The organism is Vibrio sp. EJY3 (assembly GCF_000241385.1).
In the GTDB taxonomy this organism is placed as follows: domain Bacteria; phylum Pseudomonadota; class Gammaproteobacteria; order Enterobacterales; family Vibrionaceae; genus Vibrio; species Vibrio natriegens.
On sequence record NC_016614.1, the window covers coordinates 1,492,307 to 1,517,514 of the forward strand.

22 protein-coding genes and 1 pseudogene are annotated in these 25,208 nt (G+C 44.8%); 13 read left to right on the forward strand and 10 right to left on the reverse strand.

Annotation, left to right across the window (positions count from 1 at the left end):
* Positions 1-4 precede the first annotated feature (4 nt).
* Positions 5-1,111 carry a 1-acyl-sn-glycerol-3-phosphate acyltransferase gene (locus VEJY3_RS22520; protein ID WP_014234738.1) on the reverse strand — a complete coding sequence of 369 codons (1,107 nt, stop codon included), beginning with the start codon at positions 1,109-1,111 and terminating at the stop codon, positions 5-7.
* 192 nt (positions 1,112-1,303) lie between these two features.
* Here VEJY3_RS22520 and VEJY3_RS22525 point away from each other — a divergent pair, with 192 nt between their 5' ends.
* The gene (locus VEJY3_RS22525; RefSeq protein ID WP_014234739.1) at positions 1,304-1,912 is read left to right on the forward strand and encodes an AraC family ligand binding domain-containing protein; all 609 of its coding nucleotides are present in this window, start codon (positions 1,304-1,306) and stop codon (positions 1,910-1,912) included.
* A 107-nt stretch (positions 1,913-2,019) separates the two neighbouring features.
* Here VEJY3_RS22525 and VEJY3_RS22530 read toward each other — a convergent pair whose 3' ends face one another.
* The gene (locus VEJY3_RS22530; protein WP_014234740.1) at positions 2,020-2,502 is read right to left on the reverse strand and encodes a hypothetical protein; all 483 of its coding nucleotides are present in this window, start codon (positions 2,500-2,502) and stop codon (positions 2,020-2,022) included.
* Between the two features lie 14 nt (positions 2,503-2,516).
* On the reverse strand, positions 2,517-3,050 hold the full coding sequence (locus tag VEJY3_RS22535) for a nicotinate-nicotinamide nucleotide adenylyltransferase (protein WP_014234741.1): 534 nt from the start codon (positions 3,048-3,050) through the stop codon (positions 2,517-2,519).
* 216 nt (positions 3,051-3,266) lie between these two features.
* On the opposite strand from VEJY3_RS22535, the gene nadE reads away from it, so the two are divergent.
* Positions 3,267-4,097 (forward strand): ammonia-dependent NAD(+) synthetase, encoded by an 831-nt coding sequence (gene nadE, locus VEJY3_RS22540; protein WP_014234742.1) that lies wholly within the window; start codon positions 3,267-3,269, stop codon positions 4,095-4,097.
* Positions 4,098-4,173: 76 nt separating this feature from the next.
* Here the strand turns inward: nadE and VEJY3_RS22545 are convergent, their stop codons facing one another.
* The gene (locus tag VEJY3_RS22545) at positions 4,174-5,991 is read right to left on the reverse strand and encodes a hybrid-cluster NAD(P)-dependent oxidoreductase (RefSeq protein ID WP_014234743.1); all 1,818 of its coding nucleotides are present in this window, start codon (positions 5,989-5,991) and stop codon (positions 4,174-4,176) included.
* A 198-nt stretch (positions 5,992-6,189) separates the two neighbouring features.
* Here VEJY3_RS22545 and VEJY3_RS25115 point away from each other — a divergent pair, with 198 nt between their 5' ends.
* Together VEJY3_RS25115 and pyrC are read left to right on the forward strand one after the other, a co-directional pair.
* Positions 6,190-6,354, forward strand: a complete 165-nt coding sequence (locus VEJY3_RS25115) for a YqaE/Pmp3 family membrane protein (RefSeq protein ID WP_014234744.1) — start codon at positions 6,190-6,192, stop codon at positions 6,352-6,354.
* A 158-nt stretch (positions 6,355-6,512) separates the two neighbouring features.
* Positions 6,513-7,541: a dihydroorotase gene (gene pyrC / locus VEJY3_RS22555; RefSeq protein ID WP_014234745.1), complete on the forward strand. Its 1,029-nt coding sequence runs from the start codon at positions 6,513-6,515 to the stop codon at positions 7,539-7,541.
* Positions 7,542-7,629: 88 nt separating this feature from the next.
* On the opposite strand, the gene VEJY3_RS22560 is transcribed toward pyrC, so the two are convergent.
* Positions 7,630-8,535: a DUF808 domain-containing protein gene (locus tag VEJY3_RS22560; protein ID WP_014234746.1), complete on the reverse strand. Its 906-nt coding sequence runs from the start codon at positions 8,533-8,535 to the stop codon at positions 7,630-7,632.
* 187 nt (positions 8,536-8,722) lie between these two features.
* On the opposite strand from VEJY3_RS22560, the gene VEJY3_RS22565 reads away from it, so the two are divergent.
* Both VEJY3_RS22565 and VEJY3_RS22570 read left to right on the forward strand, forming a co-directional pair.
* The gene (locus VEJY3_RS22565) at positions 8,723-9,652 is read left to right on the forward strand and encodes a M14 family metallocarboxypeptidase (RefSeq protein WP_014234747.1); all 930 of its coding nucleotides are present in this window, start codon (positions 8,723-8,725) and stop codon (positions 9,650-9,652) included.
* A gap of 218 nt (positions 9,653-9,870) precedes the next feature.
* Positions 9,871-10,485 carry a PolC-type DNA polymerase III gene (locus VEJY3_RS22570; RefSeq protein ID WP_014234748.1) on the forward strand — a complete coding sequence of 205 codons (615 nt, stop codon included), beginning with the start codon at positions 9,871-9,873 and terminating at the stop codon, positions 10,483-10,485.
* A 122-nt stretch (positions 10,486-10,607) separates the two neighbouring features.
* Here the strand turns inward: VEJY3_RS22570 and VEJY3_RS22575 are convergent, their stop codons facing one another.
* Both VEJY3_RS22575 and VEJY3_RS22580 read right to left on the reverse strand, forming a co-directional pair.
* Positions 10,608-12,065, reverse strand: coding sequence for a DUF3360 domain-containing protein (locus VEJY3_RS22575; RefSeq protein WP_014234749.1), 1,458 nt, complete (start codon positions 12,063-12,065; stop codon positions 10,608-10,610).
* 451 nt (positions 12,066-12,516) lie between these two features.
* Positions 12,517-13,860: a hypothetical protein gene (locus VEJY3_RS22580; RefSeq protein ID WP_237708187.1), complete on the reverse strand. Its 1,344-nt coding sequence runs from the start codon at positions 13,858-13,860 to the stop codon at positions 12,517-12,519.
* Positions 13,861-14,287: 427 nt separating this feature from the next.
* On the opposite strand from VEJY3_RS22580, the gene VEJY3_RS22585 reads away from it, so the two are divergent.
* The 4 genes from VEJY3_RS22585 (at position 14,288) to VEJY3_RS22600 (ending at position 20,322) form a co-directional block, all read left to right on the forward strand.
* Positions 14,288-16,048 (forward strand): ABC transporter ATP-binding protein/permease, encoded by a 1,761-nt coding sequence (locus VEJY3_RS22585; RefSeq protein ID WP_014234751.1) that lies wholly within the window; start codon positions 14,288-14,290, stop codon positions 16,046-16,048.
* Positions 16,049-16,957: 909 nt separating this feature from the next.
* Positions 16,958-18,385 (forward strand): Na+/H+ antiporter NhaC family protein, encoded by a 1,428-nt coding sequence (locus VEJY3_RS22590; protein ID WP_014234752.1) that lies wholly within the window; start codon positions 16,958-16,960, stop codon positions 18,383-18,385.
* Between the two features lie 12 nt (positions 18,386-18,397).
* Positions 18,398-19,501, forward strand: a complete 1,104-nt coding sequence (locus VEJY3_RS22595) for a class II histone deacetylase (RefSeq protein WP_014234753.1) — start codon at positions 18,398-18,400, stop codon at positions 19,499-19,501.
* A gap of 17 nt (positions 19,502-19,518) precedes the next feature.
* Positions 19,519-20,322: a helix-turn-helix transcriptional regulator gene (locus tag VEJY3_RS22600; protein ID WP_014234754.1), complete on the forward strand. Its 804-nt coding sequence runs from the start codon at positions 19,519-19,521 to the stop codon at positions 20,320-20,322.
* Positions 20,323-20,392: 70 nt separating this feature from the next.
* Here VEJY3_RS22600 and VEJY3_RS26225 read toward each other — a convergent pair.
* The 3 genes and pseudogenes from VEJY3_RS26225 to VEJY3_RS22610 all read right to left on the reverse strand — a co-directional run.
* Positions 20,393-20,557: pseudogene (locus VEJY3_RS26225) on the reverse strand (L-2-hydroxyglutarate oxidase); the annotation flags it as partial.
* A 99-nt stretch (positions 20,558-20,656) separates the two neighbouring features.
* A complete protein-coding gene (locus VEJY3_RS22605) occupies positions 20,657-21,016 on the reverse strand; it encodes a VOC family protein (protein WP_014234755.1) in 360 nt (119 codons plus the stop codon).
* 64 nt (positions 21,017-21,080) lie between these two features.
* Complete coding sequence (locus tag VEJY3_RS22610) at positions 21,081-21,782, reverse strand: YafY family protein (RefSeq protein ID WP_014234756.1); 702 nt, start codon at positions 21,780-21,782, stop codon at positions 21,081-21,083.
* Positions 21,783-22,320: 538 nt separating this feature from the next.
* On the opposite strand from VEJY3_RS22610, the gene VEJY3_RS22615 reads away from it, so the two are divergent.
* The 3 genes from VEJY3_RS22615 (at position 22,321) to VEJY3_RS22625 (ending at position 25,195) form a co-directional block, all read left to right on the forward strand.
* The gene (locus VEJY3_RS22615) at positions 22,321-23,325 is read left to right on the forward strand and encodes a TRAP transporter substrate-binding protein (protein ID WP_014234757.1); all 1,005 of its coding nucleotides are present in this window, start codon (positions 22,321-22,323) and stop codon (positions 23,323-23,325) included.
* Between the two features lie 71 nt (positions 23,326-23,396).
* The gene (locus VEJY3_RS22620; RefSeq protein WP_014234758.1) at positions 23,397-23,903 is read left to right on the forward strand and encodes a TRAP transporter small permease; all 507 of its coding nucleotides are present in this window, start codon (positions 23,397-23,399) and stop codon (positions 23,901-23,903) included.
* Between the two features lie 2 nt (positions 23,904-23,905).
* Positions 23,906-25,195, forward strand: a complete 1,290-nt coding sequence (locus VEJY3_RS22625) for a TRAP transporter large permease (RefSeq protein ID WP_014234759.1) — start codon at positions 23,906-23,908, stop codon at positions 25,193-25,195.
* The last annotated feature ends 13 nt before the right edge of the window (positions 25,196-25,208 follow it).

Sequence of the window (25,208 nt, forward strand, 5' to 3'; positions counted from 1 at the left end):
CAATCTACTCTTGATTGTTTACCGGGTTGGCATAACTCGCAACAAGGAAAGGACGCGCGCCTTCTGGCAACTCTTCAAGCTTTTCCGCCAACTGACGTTTTACCTTTTCAGGCACCTCTGAATCATCACGACCAGCAGCGAGCAAATTCATTGGATAGAGTCGGTAGTTGTTGTGAATTTGACGGTCGATTTCAGCAGCAAGAGACTCTGGTGTTTCAAATTCTTGCTCAATCACATCGCCGAAAGCCACATGAATGCGACCTTTGTAACCGATAATACCTTGAATGATACTTTCAATATCTTCAAATTCACCTTTCTCATAACGGCCACTTTCTGCTTTAGCAAATAACTCTTTCGCCTTCGCAAGGTCACAAGGGTCGTTCTCGTAAGAGATAGAAACAGGCACGATTTTCAAAGAGCGAGTGTACTCTCCAAAGCTGACCTTTTGCTTACGACCTTCAACATGAAACATTTTAAGAATAGCTGGATCAGTGAAGTCGTTGCCGTCTTTTGCTCGGCCTTCCTTCTGCGCGATCCAAATAGAGTTGCCCGTGTCGAGAGAATGCTTGATGTAGCTCGACAGCTGTCCTAACGCTTTCATCATTTCGCGCGGTGCTTTTGCTGAACGCTTAACAATAAAGCTCTTGTTCAAGCGCATCAGTTCCGTCGTACACGGCTTCTTGAGGAGGTTATCACCAATAGCAATGCGGACAGTGCGATGGTCAGTTTGGTGTAAGCCGTAGTTGACTAACGCAGGGTCCATCGCGATATCACGGTGGTTAGAAATGAATAGATAAGAGGTATTTTTGTCCAGTTTATCTAAACCAGAGAAAGTGACGCCATCCGTTGTCTTATCAAGCATATCTTCAAGATACTTTTTCACTTCGATCTGGATCGCTTCTACGGAGTCAAGCTTACTCCACTTTGCTTTTAGGTAAAGGCGAACAATCGGACTCATAAGAGTTTTAAACCATCCTGCTTTATTGGCAAAACGGTGATCAAGAATCGCGGTGATAAATTCATCATCTTGGATTAGACGATCCAGCGCTGCTGGAATTTCTTCGTCATTATAAGGACGAATTTCAATATAAGGGTCGGTATTGGCAGTCATTATTCATTACATATCTAAAAAAGCTGGCACATTTTACGCATAGTTTTACTGTATAGCAGCATTTCAGCTCATACTTTTCTCATGGTCATACCAGTTCACCTAACAAAAGTATGGCTAAAAAATTTTTTTAACCGGTTGGAATCCTATAGGTTTAGCGTTACGCTTAGCGCCCAAAAATCACTGGTAATAATAATGAACTACGCAATTGAATTTCACGACGCTAATTACCCTTTTCTTAATGTTACTGCACGCAAAAAAGCGCTAAAGCACAGTTTATTATCTGTGATTGAAGGATTAGTGATCATTAAATTGGGTAAGCAGGAGTATGCCATTGAACCGGGTCAGATTTTTTGGATTCCTCAGGGATGTTTGAGCTCCCTCACCTTTTTACCTAACACTCGTGTGCATCGTTGTGATTTTTCTGTGCGGTTGAGTGATGATTTTCCTCAGCAAGCGGGCTTCATTACACCATCAGTTCTACTCAAAGCATTACTCGACAAACTGTCGACCGTAGAGTCCCGTTCGGATATCGAGCTAGATTTACTTGCAGTAGTAAAACACGAAGTGGTTACGATTTCTCCCGCCCTTTCTAGCTCAGCTTTAAGCAAAGTCATCAATCAGTGGAAGCCAGGGGGTGACGTACGTATCTCAAGAGAGCTATGTCTGGTGCTCACGCTGAGAGAAGCAAGAAAGATGAAATTATCAGGGAAAAAAGATGCTGATATTGTTGAAGCACTTTTTGCAGGAAATAGCGAAGAGTATGAGCAACTTTGTTTCTTGGTCTTTGGCGAGCCTTTATAACTGCTAACGAAAGTAGCTAATTACTAAAATAGCCCCCACACTAAGCAACCCTGTGCTCAAAAAACCAAAAAAGCGTACATCATTTGATGTACGCTTTTTTTAATTATTCAGAATGGCAATTCAATTTGCATCATCCAGTCAGCGTCATAGTATTCGTGCCAACGATAATCCAAACGCATTCTGGGCTCACCATCGCCCTTATCACCAAAACCGATACTAAACATCAGACCGTGATTGCGAATCCACTCTTCCGTCGTCATGTCACTTTCTTCGTCTAGAAGATCTTCAGGCATCCAGATACCAAGACCAAAGTAGTTCTTCTCTAGGTTTTGAGTAAGGATAGGTGTCTCATTCGGCGTAAACGCCCACTCTTCCCAATAATTTTTCGTGGGTCCATCCAGTTCGATTTCTGGTGCATACCAATTCAACGAGTCAGTACTTAACACGCCTACGCTATCAAAAAGTTCTTCACAAATAGGCATGGTATTGTCAGCAAAAACGACCGATCGATCAGAAAAATAGTTACATGCTACACTTGCTTGCGAATATACAAGCAGCGCGCACGTACTAAATACGGCTAATCTGACCATGAACATTTAACCTCTCAGTTACCAGATAAAGTTTCTCTATATAAACCTTCGTTGAGCAATAGTTCACTGACTGTTAACGTAGTAAAGGCACTGATGTCTTTTCCTTCCATCAGCGCTTTTCGAATATCTGTGCTTCTAATTTTTATTTTTTCAGGACACGCCATAACGGTCCAGCGCTCAGTAATTTCCTGTGCTTTATAAAATTTAGCAAATTTAAAGAAATTGTCAGGCCCAATGACAAAAGTTAGATCGTCCGTCGAATGAATTTCTTGAATTTTGTTTAATAACGCATAGGTCGTCACACTTTGTCCAGGCTGGTATAAAGCTTGCTCTACGTTCGAGCGCTGAACATTAGAAAGCCCGAGATCTTTGATAAACGCATCGACCAACTTGCACCGGGTTGGGTAATCCAACATTTCCTTGCCCCATGCGTGTGCGATGCTGGGTTCAAGAAGCACAAGATCAAAGTGCCCCAAAGACTCGATAACACTTTTGTGGCCTAAGCTAGGTGGATTAAATGCGCTACCAAAAATGGCAATTTTTTTCATATCCGGCGATTACCTGGTTTAAGAGAGTTTTCTAATTTGATGATTTCGGTATGATACTACTAATCTTTATAGCTTTTTGACACCAAAGTGATGTTTGTGAGCCTCAATTGGATGGTTTGTCACCATTTATTGAATATTCACCTCACCACTCTTACTGGTTTTGGTACCTACCAACGCTGTTGGTGTCTGACATATTTGCAGGAAAAGGAACCCTAAATGGAACAATCCATCCGTGATGAAATGCGCGTTCTACCTTCTATTGATCCGCATTTCGAAATTGAACGCCGTGTTGCTTTCATAAAGCGTAAGCTACAAGAAGCAGGTTGTAAGTCACTCGTGCTTGGCATCAGTGGCGGTGTTGACTCAACCACGTGTGGTCGCCTTGCCCAACTTGCGGTTAATGAACTCAATGAAGCGAGTGGTAGTAACGACTACCAGTTCATCGCGGTTCGTCTGCCTTACGGTGAGCAAAAAGATGAAGACGAAGCACAACTTGCCTTATCTTTCATTGAACCGACACACTCTGTGTCAGTAAACATCAAACAAGGTGTAGACGGTATGCATGCTGCTTCTAGCTTTGCACTAGAGGGAACTGGCCTTCTGCCGACCGACGCGGCAAAAGTAGACTTTGTGAAAGGTAATGTAAAAGCGCGTGCCCGTATGGTCGCACAATACGAAATTGCTGGCTACGTTGGCGGTTTAGTGCTGGGAACCGATCACTCGGCAGAAAACATTACAGGCTTCTACACGAAGTTTGGTGATGGTGCTTGTGACCTTGCGCCTTTATTTGGTTTGAGCAAACGTCAAGTACGTGAGGTAGCGGCAACATTAGGCGCACCAGAACTACTCGTGAAAAAGACACCAACGGCAGATTTGGAAGAACTTGCTCCACAAAAAGCGGACGAGGATGCGTTGAACCTAAGTTACGAACAAATTGATGACTTCTTGGAAGGCAAACCAGTGTCACAACAAGTGAGTGACCGTCTGGTAACTATTTACAAGGCTACGCAGCACAAACGTCAGCCAATCCCAACAATTTACGACTAAGCAACATTTTAAACGCAATGTTTGCTATAAAAAACGCTGCTCAAGGGTAGCGTTTTTCTTAAGTATTGTAACCTGATTAGTCAGTCACTGTGACATCGGTTTCCGGAACGGCACAACACGCTAATACCGTCCCCATAGCACGCTCTTCAACACTCAAAGCGGGTACGTCTGGATGGTGAACTTGCCCCGATTTCAATTGTACTTTACAAGCGCCACATAACCCTGCGCGGCAGCTGTTGCTGATGTCCTTTCCGGCATCTTCAAGTTGGTCTAGAAGTGTTTTCTGATTAGTGCCCGTAATCTTAGCGCCGTTGAACTCGATTTCGATACTTTTCTCTGGCTGTGCTGTTACCGCAGAGACACCAAACGCTTCCTGATGGTAGTTCTCTTCAGGCAGCCCCTTTTTCATTAGCAAGTTTTTCGCTTTTTGCATAAAGCCATCAGGGCCACAAACAAACACCTGACGCTGCTCCGCATCTTTAATTTGTTTGATGTGCGAAAGGCTGAGTCGACCTTTCAATCCAAACCAATCGATCGCTGGCTGAGTCAGGCAGAATTTTACCTCTAGTCCCGGATGCTCTCGCTTCAGTTGTTCCAGTTCAGCTCTACAAGGAATGTCTTTTTCAGTGCGGCACTGATGGTAGAACACGACGTCATCTAATTGATTGTGATCGGCTAGGTAACGCACCATCGACAGCATTGGAGTAACGCCACTGCCTGCTGAAAGCAACAATAGACGCTGAGTGTGATGCGGCTTAAGATGAAACTCCCCATCTGGGTTTTCCGCTTCTAATACGTCGCCAACCTGCAGATTATCCAATAGCGAATTCGACACACGGCCACCAGAAATTCGCTTAACTGAAACAGCATATCGCCCCGGACGAGAAGGACTCGAAGAAAGAGTATAACGTCTGCCTATTTTTTTACCTTCTACTTCAACATCGATTGGTAAATGTTGTCCCGGCAGATAATTAGGTAACTTGCCTTTGCTTGGTTCCAGCCAAAATGTCACAAAATCTTGTGCTATTTCTTCACGTTCGACGCAAGTTAACGTTAAACGCGCTGGAGAGTTATCCTCATAAAACTCCGGTTCCTTATATTCAAGCACTTCAACTTTGTCACCTTGGCGGATAATGCCCTCGTTACGCGCTACAAGGTTTTGCCCAAAAAAGACCCCGCCTCGCTCATTCGCGCGGAACTGTTGTAGTGTTTTCAGCGGCTCTTTACTCTCGCGGAACGTGCCTCTTTGCGTATTGACCGTCGTAAGAATGCAACGCTCACAAGGCTTAAGTGACTCGAATTCCACCTCGCCTATGCGAATTCGTTTCCAAGAATCCTCTTCAAACGGCGTCGTGTCTGCCACTACCAGATTAGTGCGAAACTGATCCATTGAGTGCTGCTCAGAGCTTCGCTTGTTCAACTCATCGAGAGAAGCCTGACTGATGACCAATACCGGATAACCGTCAGCAAAGCTCACATTATGACCAAACTTATCTCGTACTCGATTCGATTGCTCACCACAGAAAAGCAGTTCGACTCGTTGCCCTAAAACACGGGTAAACCAGTCGTCGGCTTCGTCCGTTGTGGTATAGGCGGTAAACGTGTCACTCCAAACCGTTGCCGACGTTTCCTGCATTTTGAAATCTTGATAACGGATTTTAAGCGGCTCCATACCTAAGGAGCTAAACACAACACCATCGGCGAGTATCGCAGATTTCACGGTGACCATTTGTGGGTACTTCCTTGCGGTGATCATCGAGCCATCTGCTTTGGCAATCATAAAACGGCGGTCAAAGCTCAAGCCTTGCTTTTCTACCCACGCAGACGAGAGAGCAACCCCTCCGACTGATTTAACCGGAAAGACATTTATTTGGGATAAGATGGGTTGTGACATGGCTTTCTTCCTGCAGTGCTTTTATTTGTTGCACTATTGTAAGGAGAAGTCTTAACTAATGTAAGGCATTGACTTAACTAAATCTAACCGTTGCGTTTTTTACAACACGCTGACCAAACGCTGATTGATAAAATGTGATACAAGACACATAATTCGCCACTCTTTTGACAACAACGACAAATTGACTAGAGGCTTATCATGGATACTAGAAAACTCGTTCTCATTTTACTGTGTATCTTTCTTCCACCTGTCGCGGTGTTCATGGAAAGAGGTTTCAATAAAGATTTCTTCATCAACTTAATTCTGACCTTTTTCTTCTTCCTGCCAGGTACGATTCATGCACTTTGGTTGACGATGAAATAACTTATCGCGCTTCCACAATCGTAGAAAAGTGAAAAATGGGATGAAATGTGAAGTCAATTCCTCTATCATCCTGTCGCCTAAGCGCAAGCGTTTGCTAACAATGCCAGTGCTTCGTTTAGGCTCCAATCAGACAACTTTTTCAATGGTGGGAGCAATTAATGACAACACTGACTATTACTCGTCCTGACGACTGGCACGTTCACTTACGCGATGGGGATGTTCTTAAAGACACCGTTCGCGATATCAGCCGCTACAACGGTCGCGCACTGATCATGCCAAACACCGTCCCACCTGTTACCAACACTGAAATGGCGTTAGCCTACCGCGATAGAATCCTTAAAGAACAGCACGGCGAGCAATTTGAACCTTTGATGTCGCTGTACCTAACCGATAACACCACTCCAGACGAAATTCGTGCCGCAAAAGCAACTGGCAAAATTGTTGCTGCAAAACTTTACCCAGCAGGCGCAACCACCAACTCAGACTCTGGCGTGACCAATGCAAAGAACATCTACCACGTTCTGGAAGCGATGGAAGAAGTCGGCATGCTACTGTTGGTTCATGGCGAAGTCACACATCACGACGTTGACATCTTCGACCGTGAAAAAGAGTTCCTTGATACGGTTCTTGCTCCTATCGTTAATGATTTTCCAAATCTAAAAATTGTTCTGGAACACATCACCACCGCTGACGCAGCTAACTTCGTTAAAAACGCGTCTGATAACGTTGCGGCGACAATCACTGCTCACCACCTACTTTTCAACCGCAACCACATGCTTGTCGGTGGCATTAAGCCACATTTCTACTGTCTGCCAATCCTAAAGCGTAATACCCACCAGCAAGCGCTGATTGAAGCGGCAACAAGCGGCAGTAAGAAGTTCTTCCTAGGTACAGATTCAGCGCCACATGCAAAAGGTGCAAAAGAATCAGCGTGTGGCTGTGCGGGTTCATACACCGCACACGCAGCCGTTGAGCTTTATGCTGAGGTATTCGACAAAGAAGGTAAACTGGAAAACCTGGAAGCATTTGCAAGCTTCAATGGCCCAGACTTCTACGGTATTGCTCGTAACACCGACACAATTACCTTAGAAAAAGCCGCTTGGGATGTGCCAGAAACAATGCCGTTTGGCAATGACATCGTTGTGCCTATCCGCGCGAACGAACAGATTGAATGGCAAGTTAAATAAGTACTTCACTTAAATAACTCAAATAAAAAAGGGTCATGACTTTCTATCAATAAAAGAAGTCATGACCCTTGTTGTTTTTTTGGTGATCTTAATTCCCACGCACCTTTTCTATCACTGTCCAGGCACCAACGACAAGCAAACCGGCAACAAACCCAATAAGACCGTTGAGTAAAATCGGTAACACTGCGGTGGCAAAAGAGTGACCACTAAAGTCCATCAGAATTGGCTCTACAAAGTGATGAATAGCTGGCACATTGTGCACAATGATGCCCCCACCAACCAAAAACATCGCTGCCGTACCCACTATGGTTAGCAATCTCATCAACTTCGGCGCAAAGGTTACCAGTGCGTTACCGACTTTTGCCATGAAGCCTTTTCCTTTCGCGCGCACCTCAAGGTACAAACCCAAGTCATCCAGCTTAACTATCCCAGCAACTAAGCCATAAACACCAATGGTCATCACTATCGCAATCAGGCTGACCACAATAACCTGAGTGACAAAACTGGCTTCTGAAACCGTACCTAAAGCTATCACGATGATTTCAGCAGAGAGAATAAAGTCGGTACGAATCGCCCCATTGACTTTCCGTTTCTCGAACTCTTCTACTGACTCTCCTTTATCCAACATCTCTTCTTTGTCTTCATGTGAGTGAGCATGGGGGAAGAGTTTCTCTAGTACTTTCTCTGTGCCTTCAAAGCAGAGGAAGAGACCACCAAGCAGAAGCAATGGCATGATCAACCACGGAATAATGGCGCTAATGAGTAGTGCAGAGGGCACCAAAATCAATTTATTCTTAAACGATCCCTTGGCAACTGCCCACACCACTGGTATTTCACGTTCAGAGGCAACACCTTGTACCTGCTGGGCGTTCAATGCTAAATCATCTCCTAACACACCTGCTGTCTTTTTTGCCGCCACTTTTGACATCACCGCGATGTCATCGAGTACCGTGGCAATGTCATCTAACAGTGTGAGTAAACTTGCTCCAGCCATTTTTTATCTCTTTAAATGCAATTAGTTACATTAAATCTAGTAAAAATTAAAATGTATCACCACAAATATGCTCAGCAAAGTGATTATCTGGCAAAGATTATGATAACGGACGGTATTTTATATTGCTGTCGAGATAAGACACGTCTAGTCTTGTCTTACCTTTGAGTAAACAAAAGAAAAAGTATAGATGAAAAGCGGATACACTTACCCAATTGGTACCCCAGGTCAACCTTGGGGCGCAGCTGAACGTAAAGCCTGGTTAGCAGAACGCGATGTAAAACGCAGCTATCAGGAAGAAGTCGTCAGTAAAATCGACGCACTTCGCGACCGTTTTGATGTCGAGCAATACGGCGCGCTCTCATATGACGAAGATCGTTTCCCACTATTTTGCATCAAAACACGCAACTGGGATTCAGTAAAACCTGTTGTTCTTGTCACCGGTGGCGTGCACGGCTACGAAACCAGTGGTGTACATGGAGCATTAAAATTCGTGGACACAGAAGCGGAGCGTTACGCAGAGCACTTCAATATCGTTGTTGCGCCATGCGTGAGCCCTTGGGGTTATGAGGTGATTAACCGTTGGAACCCAAACGCGATAGACCCGAACCGCTCTTTCTACGCAAACAGCCCTGCGGAAGAGTCCGCGAACCTTATCCAGCTGGTTGCGACACTGGGTGATGTATTGATGCACATTGATCTTCACGAGACAACTGACTCGGATGAAACAGAATTCCGCCCAGCTTTAGCCGCTCGCGATGGTATTGAATACATCGAAGGTTTGATTCCAGACGGCTTTTACACCGTCGGAGACACTGAGAATCCGCAACCAGAGTTCCAAAAAGCAGTGATTGAATCGGTAGCAAAAGTGACGCACATTGCCCCTGCGGACGATCAAGGCGAAATCATCGGATCACCTGTTGTTCAGTTTGGCGTGATCAACTACCCGATGGTGAAACTGGGATTATGTGGCGGTGTGACTAACTGCCAATATGGTACGACAACTGAAGTCTACCCAGACAGCCCAAAAGTCACTGACGAAGAATGTAATGACGCTCAGGTTGCAGCGATTGTTGGCGGACTGGATTACGTTCTGTCACAACTCAAGCCCGCTGTGTAAGCCGCTCATATCTTAATTTCATTCCAATAAGTTACCGCTTTCACTTTCATACAGTGCCCTACTATGAAAGTGGAAGCTTTCCTTTTATCAGTCTAAGACTACAACGCATTATTCAATGCCAGAAAGACACCCAGCGTACGTTCATCGCAGTGCATCGCCTTTATTTTTCTAGCGCTTTCTAGGATACTCTGCACATTATTTTTTAGTTGGAAAACTTCATGCCTCAAGCAAATTCCGTGGTTGTGCTCGACTTTGAAACCACTGGCCTCTCTCCTAACCTGGGTGACCGCGCAATTGAAATTGGAGCAGTAAAATTAGTTGATGGTGAGGTTGTCGATAGTTTTCAGCAGCTCATGAATCCGGGCTTCAGAGTAAGCTCATTCATTGAAAGTTATACTGGCATCACCAATAACATGTTACGCACCGCACCAAGCTGCGATGAGGTGATGGCATCGTTTAGTGAATTTATTGCCAATGAAAACCTCATCGCTCACAACGCCTCATTCGATAAACGATTTCTAGACGCGGAGCTTGAGAGAGTCAACAAAGGCTATTCAGGTGAGTTCGCTTGTTCGTTACTGGTGGCAAGACGACTGATTCAAGATGCGCCGTCACACAAACTTGGTGAGCTCGTTCGCTACAAAAACATCGAAAACGACGGTGTTTTTCACCGTGCGTTAGCAGATGCACAAATGACAGCTAAACTTTGGCTTCAAATGGTCGCGGAGTTAGAGCAATCAGGAATCAACAAGCCAAGCTTTCAGTTTATGCAAACCGTTAGTAAGACAGCAAAAGGCAAAGTGGATCTGCTACTCGCTAAAAGTCGTATTTAACGCGTCTAATTGAATGCATTTTTGGACAACGAAGAGAGTGACATTCGTTCTAAGTAGCCATTGCTTGTCAAATGAGAAAAGGCATAGGCGGTGACCACCTATGCCTTTAGAGCGAGGTTCAATTAACCGATCAGAGCGGGAATACCCGGAAGCTGACCAACTACAGCAAGGGAGCCGGCACAAACGACAAAGGCAACACCAGGAATCAGGTATTTATCTTTGCCCGATAGCTCGTTGGCGCGCTCATGGTCGCCGATAAGTCCGAGGTTATCCAGCAGCATAGTTATTGCCCAACCAAAGACTGGGTTAACGAATGCACAGGCAAAAATACAGATACCTGCACTGAGTGAATCTTTATGCTTATGTATCATCTGCATACCCGCTTCAAGAAGTGGTAAGAATACACCGACAATCAGCGCTACGCGCAGAACAGGCTCCCACATTGCTAGATCCATCGGGTACCCAATTACTGCTGCGGCAATACACATTAAACCCGTTAACAGCGCGCCTCCTGGAATAGGACGTTTGGCAATTGCCGCCGGAATCATGTACGTACCCCAAGAAGACGCTAGATTACCGCCACCTAATAGTGAGCCAACGCCCTGACGAATAGACGCTCCGACCATAGTGTCGTCGACATCCATTAGTACGCCTTTTGCTTCTTTTGGATAGTTAAGTTCTTGAAAAACACGATGACCAAGATAGTCAGGAGACCACATAGCGACGGCTAGTAGAGCAAATGGCGTAACGGCAATAAAGTGCTCCAGGGTTGGCCAGCCTAGTTGCCAGCCGGTATCTTCACCCCACCAGTAGAATGGACTGAAATTAGGCAGGCCCGGCTCCGTGGTAAAAGCAAACTCGGCGCCCATTGCATAAGCGACAATGCCCGCTAGTGCAGAACACAACGGGATGGCCAGCCAACGTTTGTTGATCTTGGCTAAGTAGGCATAAACCAACACCGTTAGACCAATGACCACAAACGAAATGTAACTTTGGTCCGTACTCGCAGCCCACACTTCAGTCTTATTAATCTGTCCGATCAACCCAACTGCGCCGAGGTAAATCAGCAACCCACCTCGAACCCCAATGCCAGTGAGGGTCATGAGTTTAGAACCACCCTTGGTAAAAGCGAGAATTAAACCAAAAGCACATACCATCAAGCCGAGAGCCAGTGGATGGCCCCCTGCTGCTGCAATCATTGGAATCAGCGGTATCATGGGGCCGTGAGTACCGGCTAAGTTTGCGTTCGGGTTTAGGATGGCAGAAAACAGGATAACGAACAGAGCGCCCGCGATAAGCAGTTCGTAACGCACGTTTTCTGCGACAAACTCAGGAGATAAACCGAACTGAGCAGCAAAGGCGGCAACCATAGCGGTTACCATAACCACTTTACCAATGGTTGCGGCTAATGCAGGTACCCAGTCTTCGATTTCAATACTGTAATCACGAGATGGTAAATGAATACCCCAGCGGCGAAAGCTCATGATGGTTAAATCATGGTTTAGAAAGTCTTCTCGATTTTCAAATTCATGCGGTTTTTTGCGCACATCCCTGTAAAAAGTCTTACTTGTGTCAGACATTTAGTTATCCTTTGTTATGTTTCGAAGTTGAACTATGTCAACCAGAGTTTCGCTTGGTATACAGACCTTCGACCAATACGAGACAACACCCTAAGTGCTACCGAGCACATTTATTGATTTCATAAACGAAGAAAACATGGATTTACTTCGCTAGTGAAAACAAGAAAACTGAAAAGTATCTTGCCAAACATTCACATCAAACATCGACGCCACACTAAGAAAGAGGTTTGGAGCCAATTTTTGAACTGAGCTTATTAAGCATGTATTGCTATCGGTAGGAATATTAGACATTAGTAAAAGAACAACAAAAATCTCACTTATTGCACAAAGATTTAACATCTCATTAGGACGTGCTGATCTTTCGTGAGTGATTTTTAAACAAAAAGCCAAGGGGGAACGCTCCAAGAGAAGCTATCTAGTGTCTACTGACGCGGAGGCTATTCAGTGTATTTTATTTCAGCCGTCTTGGAATAAACCGCAGGATGACTAAGCCAATGAAAACAAGCAGGATCAGAATGGCAATACGCCAGAAGATATGGTCCAGCACGTTGGTAGATAACCTTTCCAATTCATTGATATCGCGTTGTAGATGCGAGATTAGCTGCTGTAACTGATTGGCAAGATCGCTGGACGCCTGAATTAGCTCCAGTGGGTTGACTGGAGGTCCTCCTGCTAAATCAGTTGAACTCTCATCAAAGCGCGCTAATAAACGGTCAATATTGATACTCGCTTGGTTGGTTTTGTCAGCCAAATCCGAAGACGCCTTAACTAACTCTAGTGTCGCAGGCAACATCTGTTCTGCTTTGTTGCTACTGTTTGAAACTGACTCAAAGATCTGTTCCCGTTCATAGGCAATGTGTTCAAAAAGTTGGTTGAGCGCGAGCTCACGCTCTTTCTGGATGTCTTCAACAAGCTTATTTTCTAGTTCAGCGAGTGAGGTCGGATACGAAGCCAATGTCGATTGGAGTTCTTCAAACCTCTCTTTCGCTTCATCGTATCGAGCTAGCATCTCCTGAATCTCGGGAGAAGCAAGTATACGGTAAGCCGATAGTTCTACCTGCTCGCCTGCAATATAAGTCAAGCGACTGGAATACCACATTGCACGTTCGCCAAACAGCAATGCTCTATCAACGGTGCTCACAGCAGAATCGATCTCTTCGAGTAAACCTTTGGCTTCTTGTCGGTGCCGATGCTGAGGTATCCAACGAGCATCTGTGAAGGAGTCAAATCGGGTTAGCTCAACGACTAGCCTATCCGGATTTTCTTCGAGCCAAACATCTATCAAGTCACGAAGTACCTGTTGCTGCGAAGGTGTCAACAGCCGAGAGGAGCGCTGCCAAAGGCGATCTTCTGTTTTCTTCAATTGATTTAAAGCATCCTGAGCTCTTTCGACTCCCCATATTTTGGGTATCCAATAATTCTCGAAAGTTGAGCGTTGTAATGTTGATAACACAAGGAGATCGAGTAACGCGATATCGGGGCTTCGTCCTGCAGCTATTTCTGTTGCAGCCCCTAAACTGTTACGCATAAAGGACTGAACTAACACTCGTTCGTGACTATTTTCAGTTTTTGGTCGTAAGTGCAGGAAGGCAACTTCAGAAACAGAAGCGATGTAATCATCGGCCATCGACATGATTAACGATTGTAGTGCTAATTCATCCATTGCCAGTTGATTGGTGGCTTCAGCCTTTGTGAGATGCATTCCTGGGCTCGACATAACTAAGTCTTCAGGGATAATCGCACAGCTTGTTAATAGGAATAGTATGGATGAACTTGATAACAGTTTTAAGGACATGAATTGTCTTAGTAACATCCGCTGTCTCGTTTTATAGAGTTGAACATTTATCTAAGTACATTTACCTACAGCAGATGCTTATTAATTCTACTCAGCTATTAGAGTAAACATCATTTGGCAAAGAACATAAGGTTAACTTAAGTATTAGTTTCAACTGTTTTGAAAAGCCAGAAATTAGCGCTGTCTGTACAATCTCATCAGATTAGTCCGTTAGGAAACATGGTCGTTTTAGCGGTGAAAGTAGCTCAGACTCTTTTAAGAAGAAAAGATCGCTTATACACATTTACCACCCACTTTTTGTATAACCAGTTTATCTTTTCGTTTTTATAGTAATACCCTTCATCGTTCCTCAAAAGTAAACGCTACTGGTTTCACCAGACTAAGTGACTTACTATTCCAAATACTATTAAAGGTTTGTGGACCACTCATGAGCAGTAAAAATAACAAAAACCTCAGCATTCTTCTTAAGCTAAACACCTTTGTTTCTCCTTATAAGTGGCGAGTTACCGCAGCCTTGATCGCACTAGTCGCGACCGCAAGCCTGACGCTATCGGTGGGCTACGGAGTGCGCATGCTGATCGACCAAGGATTTGCTCAGCAGTCATTGCAAGAACTAACGAGTGCGATTCAGTTTATTGTCGGTGTCACTCTGTGTATTGCTATCGGTACTTTCTTTCGTTTCTATCTTGTTTCATCAGTAGGTGAACGCGTTAGCGCTGATATTCGCCTCGCGGTGTTTAACCATGTTATTTCTCTGCACCCGAGTTATTTTGAGACCAACAGCAGTGGCGATATTATGTCGCGTCTCACCACTGACACGACTTTGCTGCAGAGCATTATCGGCTCCTCATTTTCGATGGCCATGCGCAGTGCGTTAATGTGTATTGGCGCGATCATTATGTTGTTTGCGACCAACTTTAAACTCACGCTGATTGTACTGGCTTCTGTGCCATTCGTTTTGGTGCCTATTTTGGTCTATGGTCGACGAGTGCGTGCACTATCCCGCCAAAGCCAAGACTCCATGGCAGATGTGGGCAGCTATGCAGGAGAAGCGATAGAGCATATTAAAACAGTACAAAGCTTTAGCTCAGAACAACATGAGAAAGCCGCCTTTGCCGTGGAGGTAGAAAAAGCATTTGAGGTCGGTAGACAGCGAGTGAAGCAACGCGCGATTTTAATATCAGGTGTCATTGTTATCGTTTTTAGCGCGATTGCCGGCATGCTTTGGGTAGGTGGCAGCGATGTCATCCACGGTAAAATGTCCGCCGGCGACCTAGCAGCATTTGTGTTTTATGCCATTATGGTCGCCTCCTCCACAGCAACCATTTCTGAAGTACTTGGCGAGCTACAAAGGGCCGCTGGTGCCACTGAAAGGTTGATTGAGATTCTCCAAGTTGAAAGCGATATTAGTGCGCCGGACCATGCTTTACCGATAAGCACAACCATCTCAGCAGAGGTGGCATTTAGCTCAGTTAATTTCAACTATCCTTCTCGTCCCGACCAACCGGCCATTAAGGAATTAAATCTCACCGCTGAGCAAGGTAAAGTATTGGCGTTGGTTGGTCCGTCTGGTGCTGGTAAAACGACACTCTTCGAACTACTACAACGTTTTTACGACCCACAACAAGGTCAGGTTCTGTTTGGAGGCGTGGACATTCGCCAGTTTGACCCGAAAGAGCTTCGTCAGCAAATGGCACTCGTTCCTCAGCAACCCGCTTTATTTAGCCACGACGTATTCCACAATATTCGCTACGGCAACCCAGAGGCAACGGACGAACAAGTTATCGAAGCGGCGAAAAAAGCCCATGCACATGAGTTTATTGAAAAGCTGCCTGAAGGCTATCGCAGCTTTTTAGGCGAGCGCGGCGTAAGGCTATCAGGAGGACAAAAACAGCGAATTGCGATTGCGCGTGCCATTCTTAAAGATCCCAAAATCCTACTGCTTGATGAGGCCACCAGCGCCCTCGATAGCGAAAGTGAACATCATGTTCAGCAAGCGCTTGAGGCGCTAATGAAAGGCCGTACCACACTGATCATTGCTCATCGTTTATCGACCATCCAACATGCAGATAAGATAGCGGTTTTAGACAATGGCGCACTGGTTGATATTGGTAACCACCAATCATTGATGCAAAGCTGTGAGCTCTATCAGCGACTGGTGGCGTTGCAGTTTAAGCACTTAGGATAACGCTTACTTAAGCTCGTTATAAATCGTTGCCTGAGTGGGTATGAAATTGATTTCGACAGCTTCTACTTTCAGTGGAGACATGCGAAACCGTATGGATCCAGCTGTGGCTAGGACCATAAGGTGACACCCTTACCTTTTAAAAGTCAGAGCCTTACATGATTATAAGAACCATATAGTGACATTTATGGTTACCATAAAGTGTCATTTACTAAAAATCGGCAACGCCTTAGCAATTTGAATGTAAGAAACATTCTTACAGCTTTGCATGTCTATCATGCTTCAAAATAAGTGATCAGATAATCATGACAATACTAAACTGCTGCTGGGTTAAAAGTGCAGCAGTTTAGTATTAACTTGACTATTTGTTGTTCTCATCAGTTCAAACCAATTCAGCCCCGACACTCTCCCTTGATAGCGATTGCAATGACAAAGTCGCTTGGTAATTAAGGTAAGACAGAATCGCTTGGTGATCACAATACTGCTGTGAAGTATCGTAACTCAGAATTGGACAATTCCGTGTTACGAACAAGATCAATATGTATTCTAATCGGATGAGAAAATATATTGAAAACCTCTATACCCGTAACCAATTCTAATGAACACTACAGACATTCTTATAAAGAATACAGGCATTGCGATTAAGGGATACCTTGTTGACGACCAAAATGCAAATGAACCTCATTTAATTACGAAGTGCTGTATCAAGATGACCAGCTCGTTCGCATTACGCTTGAACATGCGTAATGAACCAAATTCCCTCTTTCAGCACGCTCTTAACAACTATTGGACTCATTTTTTCATTGAAATAGTTCTGCGCAGCATCACATTTCCTCTATCCCTTTGGGGATATGTTAAAACTCTATCAAAAAATAAACAATTCCATAACAAGTTATTGGAAAGGAATCTATTATGGAAGATACAATGCCACGAGTGTTCTTTCGCACGACGCAAATGCCGTGGTTAATTACGCTCTTATGTATGTCTTTAGTTGCGATAGCCAGTCATTACTTTTTTTCGGGCGGAGATGACTTTGGTGCTGCCTCGCTGTTACCCAGCACAATCGTTATTTGTCTTGCTCTAGTCACAAAAAGAACCCTTGAGCCTTTGATCGCAGGTTCGATTGCTGGCTTTCTGATTATCTCTCCTACTTCTGCTATACAAGACTTTACCGGTGCGGCACTTGAAGTTATGCAAGGGCCTGTGATGGGGTGGATACTCTTGCTGACAGGTCTTTTCGGCGGGTTAATCGCTCTGCTTCACCTGTCTGGTGGCACACTGGCGTTCAGTGAGCAGTTGCAGAAACATATCCACTCGCGTCGTCAAGCCTTATTCGCAAGTTGGATACTCGGCCTACTCATTTTTATTGATGACTATCTAAATGCCTTGACGGTCAGTGCTGCGATGAAAAATGTCACCGACAAGCTAAAAATCTCCAGAGAAATGCTAGCCTATATTGTCGACTCAACATCAGCGCCCGTATGCCTGCTTGTGCCGTTCTCTACTTGGGTGATTTACATCTCTGGATTATTAGAAGCAAACAATGTCACTGGAGCTGGCGATGGAATAACTTATTATTTTAGTCTAATCCCCTACTTAATTTACCCATGGATCGCGGTTGCCATTATTCCGATCGTGGCAATGGGGATAATCCCACCGCTTGGTGCGATGAAAAAAGCGGAAGCCAATCAAGTAACACCAAAAGAAGAAGTACAAAAGGACGCCCCAAGCAATCCTAAGGTAATGAATTTTATTCTGCCTATCGTAATCTTAATTACTGCAACCTGGTACTTTGATATCGATGCGTTAATCGGTGTAGGTTGCGCATTAGCAGCTTGCTTTCTGCTCTACACATTACAAGGAATTGCGACATTCAGCCGTCTATTTGATGAGATGATGCGTGGATTACAAAACATGTTGGTTCCCATTGGCATTGTATTCACAGCTTTTATCCTACAAATCGTCAACGAAAAACTAGGACTCACTTCTTTTATCATCAGCACAGTCACACCATATATGACCGCAAGCTGGTTGCCCGCGATCACCTTCGTCGTGTTATCGATCCTCACGTTTTCAACTGGTTCATTTTGGGGGATCTACGCGGTTTCATTTCCAATCATTGTTCCACTCGCCACTGCTCTAGATGCAAATTTACCACTCACTCTAGGGGCACTGATTTCGGCGGGCGCATTTGGCAGTCACGCCTGCTTCTTTGGGGATTCAACCGTAATAGCTGCGAAAGGATGTGGTATTTCCCCAGTACAACACGCCATAACTCAATTGCCATACACCCTCATTGCTGCAGCTGCCAGCTCAGCGCTTTTCGTAATACTTGCGTAAGGATTATATTCTATGAACAAGACTGGTTTTGCTTTTCACGAACACTGTATGTGGCATGATGCTGGCCCGTGTACTGTATTTGATGCTCCGGGAGGGTTCATTCAACCTGGACTCGCGGCCGAAAACCCAGAAACAAAACGCCGCTTCAAAAACCTAATCGAGGTCAGTGGACTTCATGAGGAACTAACTCCCATAACCGGGGAATTAGCAACACACGAAGATTTAAGTCGATTTCATACCCAGACGTATTTGCAAGAGCTGGAAGCAAAAAGTGATCAGCAGTTTGGTGATGCTGGTGTCTGCGCTCCTTTCCGACAGGATGCCTTTTATATAGCGAAACGTTCTACCGGGCTTGCCATCGCCACAATAGAGAGGGTTTTGACAGGCGATGTTGATAACGCTTACTGTCTTACTCGTCCTCCCGGTCATCATGCACAAAGCCACCAAGGGAATGGATTTTGTTTACTCGGCAATATTCCTATCGCGATTAAGGCCGCTCAGGCGAAAGGTTTGGTGAAAAAAGTGGCGGTCATCGATTGGGATGTCCACCATGGAAATGGAACGCAGGAAGCCTTTTATTCCAACCCGAATGTGTTGACGATGTCTATTCATCATGAAAATAACTACCCTGTAAATTCTGGCGCAATAGCAGAACGTGGCGACGGTGACGGTTTCGGATACAACCTAAATATTCCGCTCCCAGCAGGCTCAGGCATTGGGACATATAAGGCAACGATTGAGCAGATTATCGAACCTGCAATACGTCGTTTTAAACCAGAATTGATCGTCATTGCCTGCGGCTTTGATGCAAGTGCAATGGACCCTCTTGGCTGTATGATCTTAAATGCTGAAACGTATGGATGGATGACAAAGCGTATTATGAAACTTGCTGATAGTGTTTGCGACGGAAAGTTAGCGATGATTCACGAGGGCGGGTATTCTGAAGGGTATGTGCCATTTTGTGGCCATGCGGTAATCGAGGCTTTGAGCGGGAGTCAAATCCATGTTCCAGATCCGCTGGGAGCCGATATTGCCAACTGGGGGCAGCAATCTTTGCAGCCACATCAACAGGTGTTACTATCAGAGATCTTTCCGTTGCTGAATGACATCCACTAAGTAGAGAAATCGCCTTAATGTCAGTTTATCCATCCAGTTTGCAGCCGCTCGCCGAACTTGCATCGAAAGTAAGAACGCCTGATTTTTTACCTGCGTTTGGTCGGATGTTGGATGATTACTTCCCGGGGATTAATCTTGCCGTTTTCTTTTATCAGCAAGATCAACGCCCGGTAACTCTTGTTCATAACCTCTCTTATGAGCAGGAAGTGAAGGCGATTATCGCTCTGGATAATCATTATCAGAATGACCCATTTTATTTATATTGGCTCGAACATCGTACCCCAACTCTGAAGACATTAGACGAAGTCGTTTCTGATAGCTTCTATCAAAGCGATTTCTATCTTCAATACTACGCAAGGCTTGGGCTATATGATGAAGCTATGGCCTATTTTTCACTCTCAGAGAACCAGTGCATCTGTGTCTCGTTTGGATTTTACAATCACAGGAAACGGTATAAACGGGACGAAGCGATCTCTCTGATTCTCTACTTATTTCCCGTCCTTCAGGCATTGTTTGAACAGTACTGGCTCAGCAGTTTCCTACATGACAATATGTCGATAAATAACCAGTTATATGTTTCTGATCAATTTGCCGCTGACCTTCTGACTGAACGGGAAAGGCAAGTCGTTCAACTCATTCTTCAGGGGCTATCCAGTAAACAAATTGCGACTCAGTTAGGCATAGTACTGGGGACCGTAAAAAATCACCGCAAGAATATTTATAAGAAATTAAAGATCAACGGTCAGCAGGAGCTTTATCATCTTTTCTGGTTACATCAAAACCAAGAGCAACATAATATGCTCGCCAACGCGTCACCCTAACGTCCCTGCGTAACAGCAAAACCTTTGCACTACTCTATACTGATACAACTTCAACACTAATCAAGCCTGCCTATTTTAGATCTAACTTCACCATCACTTTCGCATCTACCTTATCGCAAATGCACTCTCCGATTGGCATCGCTGAGGTTGCTGCTGGTTATGGAGCATTGCACACATGCAGACTTCTGGCTGTTTCCGCAAACAAAAAATCGTGCACTAATGTGCCATCAGATAGCCGAACGGGCAGTCACAGGGTGCTCACCCGATGTCGTAGCTCAAATCTGGACAAAAATGAGCCAGCAAAGATGCTGGCTTTTAAAAAAACTAGGTAACGTTACGCAAACACTCGCAAGCGGTGTCCATCTGGGTCTAATGCAACAAAGTTAACGCCATATACAGACTCTTCACGTTCCTGAACAAATTCCACATCTAGTTGTTTCCACTGCTCGAACAAGTTATCTAGATCGGCGCGGCTCGTTGCAGGGATAGAAAGCTCTGTGCCGCCTCCTCTAACTAGGCTACTTGGCGTTAGTGCATCAGCTTCTTTCAGAGTAATCTTCACGTTTTCAGCAAACTCTACTACTGCAAAAGTTGGCGATAAAAGCTTTGGTTGACATTCAAATGCTTTCTCATAAAAAGCCATGCTAAGTTGGATGTTTTCTACATAAAGAACTATAGAATCAATAGCTAACATATTAATAAACCTTCATTTCTTGAATTACTAAATTAAGTATAAACAAAGGTACTGACAGTTTTTGTCAGTAGAAATTACGCTTATGTTCGATTTCCTCTAAAGCTTCCCACTCAGTTAGCAATACATGGCGAGAACGTTCGTATCTAGTCTTGAGTTGAGAAAAAGAGTGAATTCTATCCAGCCGGAAGTTACGGTAATCGCTTCGTATTTCGCACCATGCAACCAAAATATTGTGTTGATCAAACATACCTATAAGTATTGGCCACACAACCCTTTTTCTGATAACTCCTTTGGCATCTTCGTAAACAATTTCAGTTTTATTCTCTTTCTGGATCGTTGCTTTCAACTCTGTTAGCGAGACCATTAGCTTCGGAACTTTGAGAGCTGAAGCAACTCTAATGACACTCTCAGTATGCTTAGCTTCGTGCTCAGAGGGCAACACTGCTGAGATTTTAGCAATTGCGTCAATGGCAGCCTCGCTAAATTCTCCGTTAGCTTGCTTTGCCACCCATTCCGCTCCCAATCTGAGGGCTTCAAGCTCTTCTGAGCTAAACATCATTGGTGGTAAATCAAAGCTCGGCTTTAAGATATAACCCAGCCCAGCTTCTCCTTGGATATCTGCTCCTTGAGCTTGTAAAGTAGCAATATCACGATAGATAGTTCTTACACTTACGTTAAGCTGACTAGCCAGTTTCTCAGCTGAGATTGGGTATTTATAGCGTCGTAGTAGTTGAAGAAGATCTAGAAGGCGTTGACTTCGGGACATTGCAAAAACCCATAAAATAAAGAATATGCCTAATGTACTAAAAGAGAATCAACTGATCATTCAATTAAAAGATGTGTGAGCGACTTAATAATTAAATCGTCCACTGCCTTAACTCCTGAAACACGGAATGGGGCAAAGGTGAATCAGTGCAGACCTGGCTTCACCTGATTTGAAAAGGCAGCGACGACCGCTAAGTTACCTTGTGCATAATGATTCTCTATTCCATCAGATAACGTTTTTAAACATCGCAATATTAATCCCGAACTGCTTTCGCTTTGCCGTCCATCGCTGAAACTGTACTAAGTCACCCCTAACCCTTCTTCTACGTTAATCGGAAACACAGCATTCAATCCACCAGCCAATTACGAACGCACTTTTTGCCCCAACATAAGTATACAAAAGACATGCATTGCACACCTTTAGTGCGCAAAGAACACGCAAATAACCATAAGATAATGATTAATAATCATAATTTATAATGGCATTCAAATTGCTTTTGTATACAAGATACTAACCACGGATAGGTATGAGGAATCTCATGAATAACACATTCAAATTTATGTTCAGCACACTGGCTCTTTCGTTATCTGCAATGAGCATGAATGCTTACTCATCGACGCTGATCAAAGTACACAGCGATATGACTGAAGACAGCGCACAACAAGAAGGAATAGAGCGCTTTAAGGAGTTGGTAGAAACACGCTCCAATGGCGATTATGAAGTAAAAATCTACGCTAACAATGCGCTTGGCAATGACGTTGAAGTAGCACAGCAAATGCAGTTTGGTGCGGTACAGGCTGCGCCTATCCCAACCGCGAAGCTGAGTGGGTTTGATAAAGACCTACAGCTGATCGACATGCCTTTCCTATTCCCAAACCGTGAGGTTGCGTACGAGTTTCTTGATGGTGAGATTGGTAAAGAAGTACTGTCCGGTCTGCGTGCTTCCGGTTTCGAACCCGCAATGTTTTGGGAAAGCGGTTTTAAGCAGATGACTTGTAATGATCCAGTGACCACTCCAGAGGACATGAAAGACCGAAAAGTGCGTGTTATGGAGAGCCCACTTCTGATTTCTCAGTACAAAGCACTAGGCTCAAACCCAGTCCCAATCGCGTTCAGCGAAACCTACACCGCACTGCAGCAAGGCGTTGTCGAATGTCAGGAAAACCCTCTGGTATCTATCTCACAGATGAAGTTTTATGAAGTGCAGAAAGATCTGATGCTGACCAATCATGGCTACCTCGGCACTGCCTTCATATTCAGTAAAATTTGGTTTGACAGCCAGTCTGCCGACAACCAGAAATTACTAATCACTGCCGCTCAAGAAGCAGGTCAATACCAGCGTGAACGTTCAATTGCCCGTGAAGAAATCTACCTTAACGGTATTAAGCAGGCTGGCAGCACTCAGGTCACGTCACTAACGCCAGAACAATTAGGTGAGTTCCGCGACGCTATGACACCTGTATATAAAGAGTTTGGCGCGAAGCTGAGCGAGGGACTTTTGGAACGTGCTCAGAACGAACTCTCTGAATTGTCGGAACTGTAAGTTATCAATCGATAAACCTGCAATCAGTTATCCGTCTTTCAACCGACAACAAGGATCTCGGAAGAACGCTTATGTGGAATAGACTCAGTCGCTTACTGGCATTATTCGAAAACACCACAGTAGGTGTACTCATCATTTACTCTTCAGTGATGTTGTTCACCCAAATCATGGCCCGTGCTGTCTTTAATACATCATTCAGCTGGGCCGAGGAAAGCGTGCGGTACGCCATTATTTGGATGGTCTTTATGGCCAGCAGTATCGCCTTTCGAAACAATGCTCACATCAGTATTGATGTTATTAAGCAGATCATTCCAAAAGCACTACAAAAGCCCTTTCAGGTTTTTATTTGTTTGATCTGTCTGACGACGACCTTTCTGCTCGCCTGGTTCGGCTGGCAACTGACTTCTCGCATGATGATGTTTGGTCAACTCTCGTCAGCGATGGAGCTTCCAATGTACTGGTTTTATCTCGCCATTCCAGTGAGCTCTGCCTGTATGTTTATCCGAATCAGTGAATCCTTACTGGCACTGTTTATAAAACCAAAAACAGAGACCGACAACGTCTACGTAGGAGCATAATCATGGGCTACAGTTTTTTTGCATTAACCTCCGGCCTACTGGTTTTAGGGTTACCTATCTTTGTAGCTCTGATCCTTGCGGTCTTTGTCGGCCTTCACCTGAGCGGCAGTACACCATTAATGCTGATTATCCAACGGATGTTCTCCGGCCTGGACAGCTTTCCGCTAATGGCGATTCCGCTATTTATCTTGGCCGGTAACCTGATGAGCACCAGTGGCCTTTCTGCCAGAATACTGAAAGTTGCTCAACTGCTGGTCGGCCCGTTCCGTGGCGGGTTGGCAATGACCACGGTTACCGGTTCGATGTTTTTTGGCGCGATTTCCGGCTCCAGCCCGGCGACAGTGGTTTCGGTCGGCCGCTTAATCCTGCCATCAATGATCCAAGAAGGTTACGATCGTCAGTTCAGTGTAGGTCTGCTAATGGCGACTGGCGCCCTTGGCATCATCATTCCTCCGAGCATTTTCATGATCGTGTACGGTGCAATGGCGGGCGTTTCGATTGGTGCATTATTCATGGCGGGAATCGGGGCTGGTGCAGTTTACGGGATAGTTTTCCTTGCTTACTGCTACTACCGAGCACATCGCGCAGGTATGCAACCACAGCCATTTCCAAAACGCTCAGAACTATTGGCGGCCCTGAGAGAGGCAATCTGGGGGCTGGCAATACCAGTTATCATTTTAGGTGGCATTTACAGTGGTCTGTTTACCCCAACAGAAGCTGCTGCTGTTGCAGTGATCTATTCAGCCGCCGTTGGTTTATTTGTCTATCGCGATCTCACACCAAAAGATATTTGGAAAGTCTGTATTGATAGTGGCGTCGTCACCACTCAGGTCATGATCATTGTCTCTGCCGCCGCGGCATTTTCCTGGTATTTGACGACGTCAAGCCTGACCGACTCACTGTCAGCCTCACTATCTCAGTTGAGCGATAACCCACTAATGCTACTGCTGATCATTAACTGCATTGTACTCGTTGCAGGTATGTTCCTTGACCCGAACTCTATCGTAATCATTCTGGTGCCTTTAATCATTTCGGTCGCTCAATCAGCAGGTATCGACCTGGTGCATCTCGGGGTTATTCTGTGTGTGAACTGTGCGATCGGTATGTTCACCCCACCATTTGGTATGAACCTGTTTGTCGCCAGCAGTCTCGATAACGTCAGTTACGGTGAAGCTGTACGTGGCTCACTGCCGTTAGTCTGGCTTGCCCTGATTGTTCTCGTTCTCATCAATGCTTTTCCAGCTATCAGTTTATGGCTGCCAAGTGTTGTGATGCCTGGTATCTCGGGCTAACTACCAGCAGGAG

Coding starts and splice junctions, on each gene's coding strand:
- VEJY3_RS22520 (WP_014234738.1), bottom strand. CDS start 1,111: ATGACTGCCAATACCGACCCTTATATTGAAATTCGTCCTTATAATGAC.
- VEJY3_RS22525 (WP_014234739.1), top strand. CDS start 1,304: ATGAACTACGCAATTGAATTTCACGACGCTAATTACCCTTTTCTTAAT.
- VEJY3_RS22530 (WP_014234740.1), bottom strand. CDS start 2,502: ATGGTCAGATTAGCCGTATTTAGTACGTGCGCGCTGCTTGTATATTCG.
- VEJY3_RS22535 (WP_014234741.1), bottom strand. CDS start 3,050: ATGAAAAAAATTGCCATTTTTGGTAGCGCATTTAATCCACCTAGCTTA.
- nadE (WP_014234742.1), top strand. CDS start 3,267: ATGGAACAATCCATCCGTGATGAAATGCGCGTTCTACCTTCTATTGAT.
- VEJY3_RS22545 (WP_014234743.1), bottom strand. CDS start 5,991: ATGTCACAACCCATCTTATCCCAAATAAATGTCTTTCCGGTTAAATCA.
- VEJY3_RS25115 (WP_014234744.1), top strand. CDS start 6,190: ATGGATACTAGAAAACTCGTTCTCATTTTACTGTGTATCTTTCTTCCA.
- pyrC (WP_014234745.1), top strand. CDS start 6,513: ATGACAACACTGACTATTACTCGTCCTGACGACTGGCACGTTCACTTA.
- VEJY3_RS22560 (WP_014234746.1), bottom strand. CDS start 8,535: ATGGCTGGAGCAAGTTTACTCACACTGTTAGATGACATTGCCACGGTA.
- VEJY3_RS22565 (WP_014234747.1), top strand. CDS start 8,723: ATGAAAAGCGGATACACTTACCCAATTGGTACCCCAGGTCAACCTTGG.
- VEJY3_RS22570 (WP_014234748.1), top strand. CDS start 9,871: ATGCCTCAAGCAAATTCCGTGGTTGTGCTCGACTTTGAAACCACTGGC.
- VEJY3_RS22575 (WP_014234749.1), bottom strand. CDS start 12,065: ATGTCTGACACAAGTAAGACTTTTTACAGGGATGTGCGCAAAAAACCG.
- VEJY3_RS22580 (WP_237708187.1), bottom strand. CDS start 13,860: ATGTCCTTAAAACTGTTATCAAGTTCATCCATACTATTCCTATTAACA.
- VEJY3_RS22585 (WP_014234751.1), top strand. CDS start 14,288: ATGAGCAGTAAAAATAACAAAAACCTCAGCATTCTTCTTAAGCTAAAC.
- VEJY3_RS22590 (WP_014234752.1), top strand. CDS start 16,958: ATGGAAGATACAATGCCACGAGTGTTCTTTCGCACGACGCAAATGCCG.
- VEJY3_RS22595 (WP_014234753.1), top strand. CDS start 18,398: ATGAACAAGACTGGTTTTGCTTTTCACGAACACTGTATGTGGCATGAT.
- VEJY3_RS22600 (WP_014234754.1), top strand. CDS start 19,519: ATGTCAGTTTATCCATCCAGTTTGCAGCCGCTCGCCGAACTTGCATCG.
- VEJY3_RS22605 (WP_014234755.1), bottom strand. CDS start 21,016: ATGTTAGCTATTGATTCTATAGTTCTTTATGTAGAAAACATCCAACTT.
- VEJY3_RS22610 (WP_014234756.1), bottom strand. CDS start 21,782: ATGTCCCGAAGTCAACGCCTTCTAGATCTTCTTCAACTACTACGACGC.
- VEJY3_RS22615 (WP_014234757.1), top strand. CDS start 22,321: ATGAATAACACATTCAAATTTATGTTCAGCACACTGGCTCTTTCGTTA.
- VEJY3_RS22620 (WP_014234758.1), top strand. CDS start 23,397: ATGTGGAATAGACTCAGTCGCTTACTGGCATTATTCGAAAACACCACA.
- VEJY3_RS22625 (WP_014234759.1), top strand. CDS start 23,906: ATGGGCTACAGTTTTTTTGCATTAACCTCCGGCCTACTGGTTTTAGGG.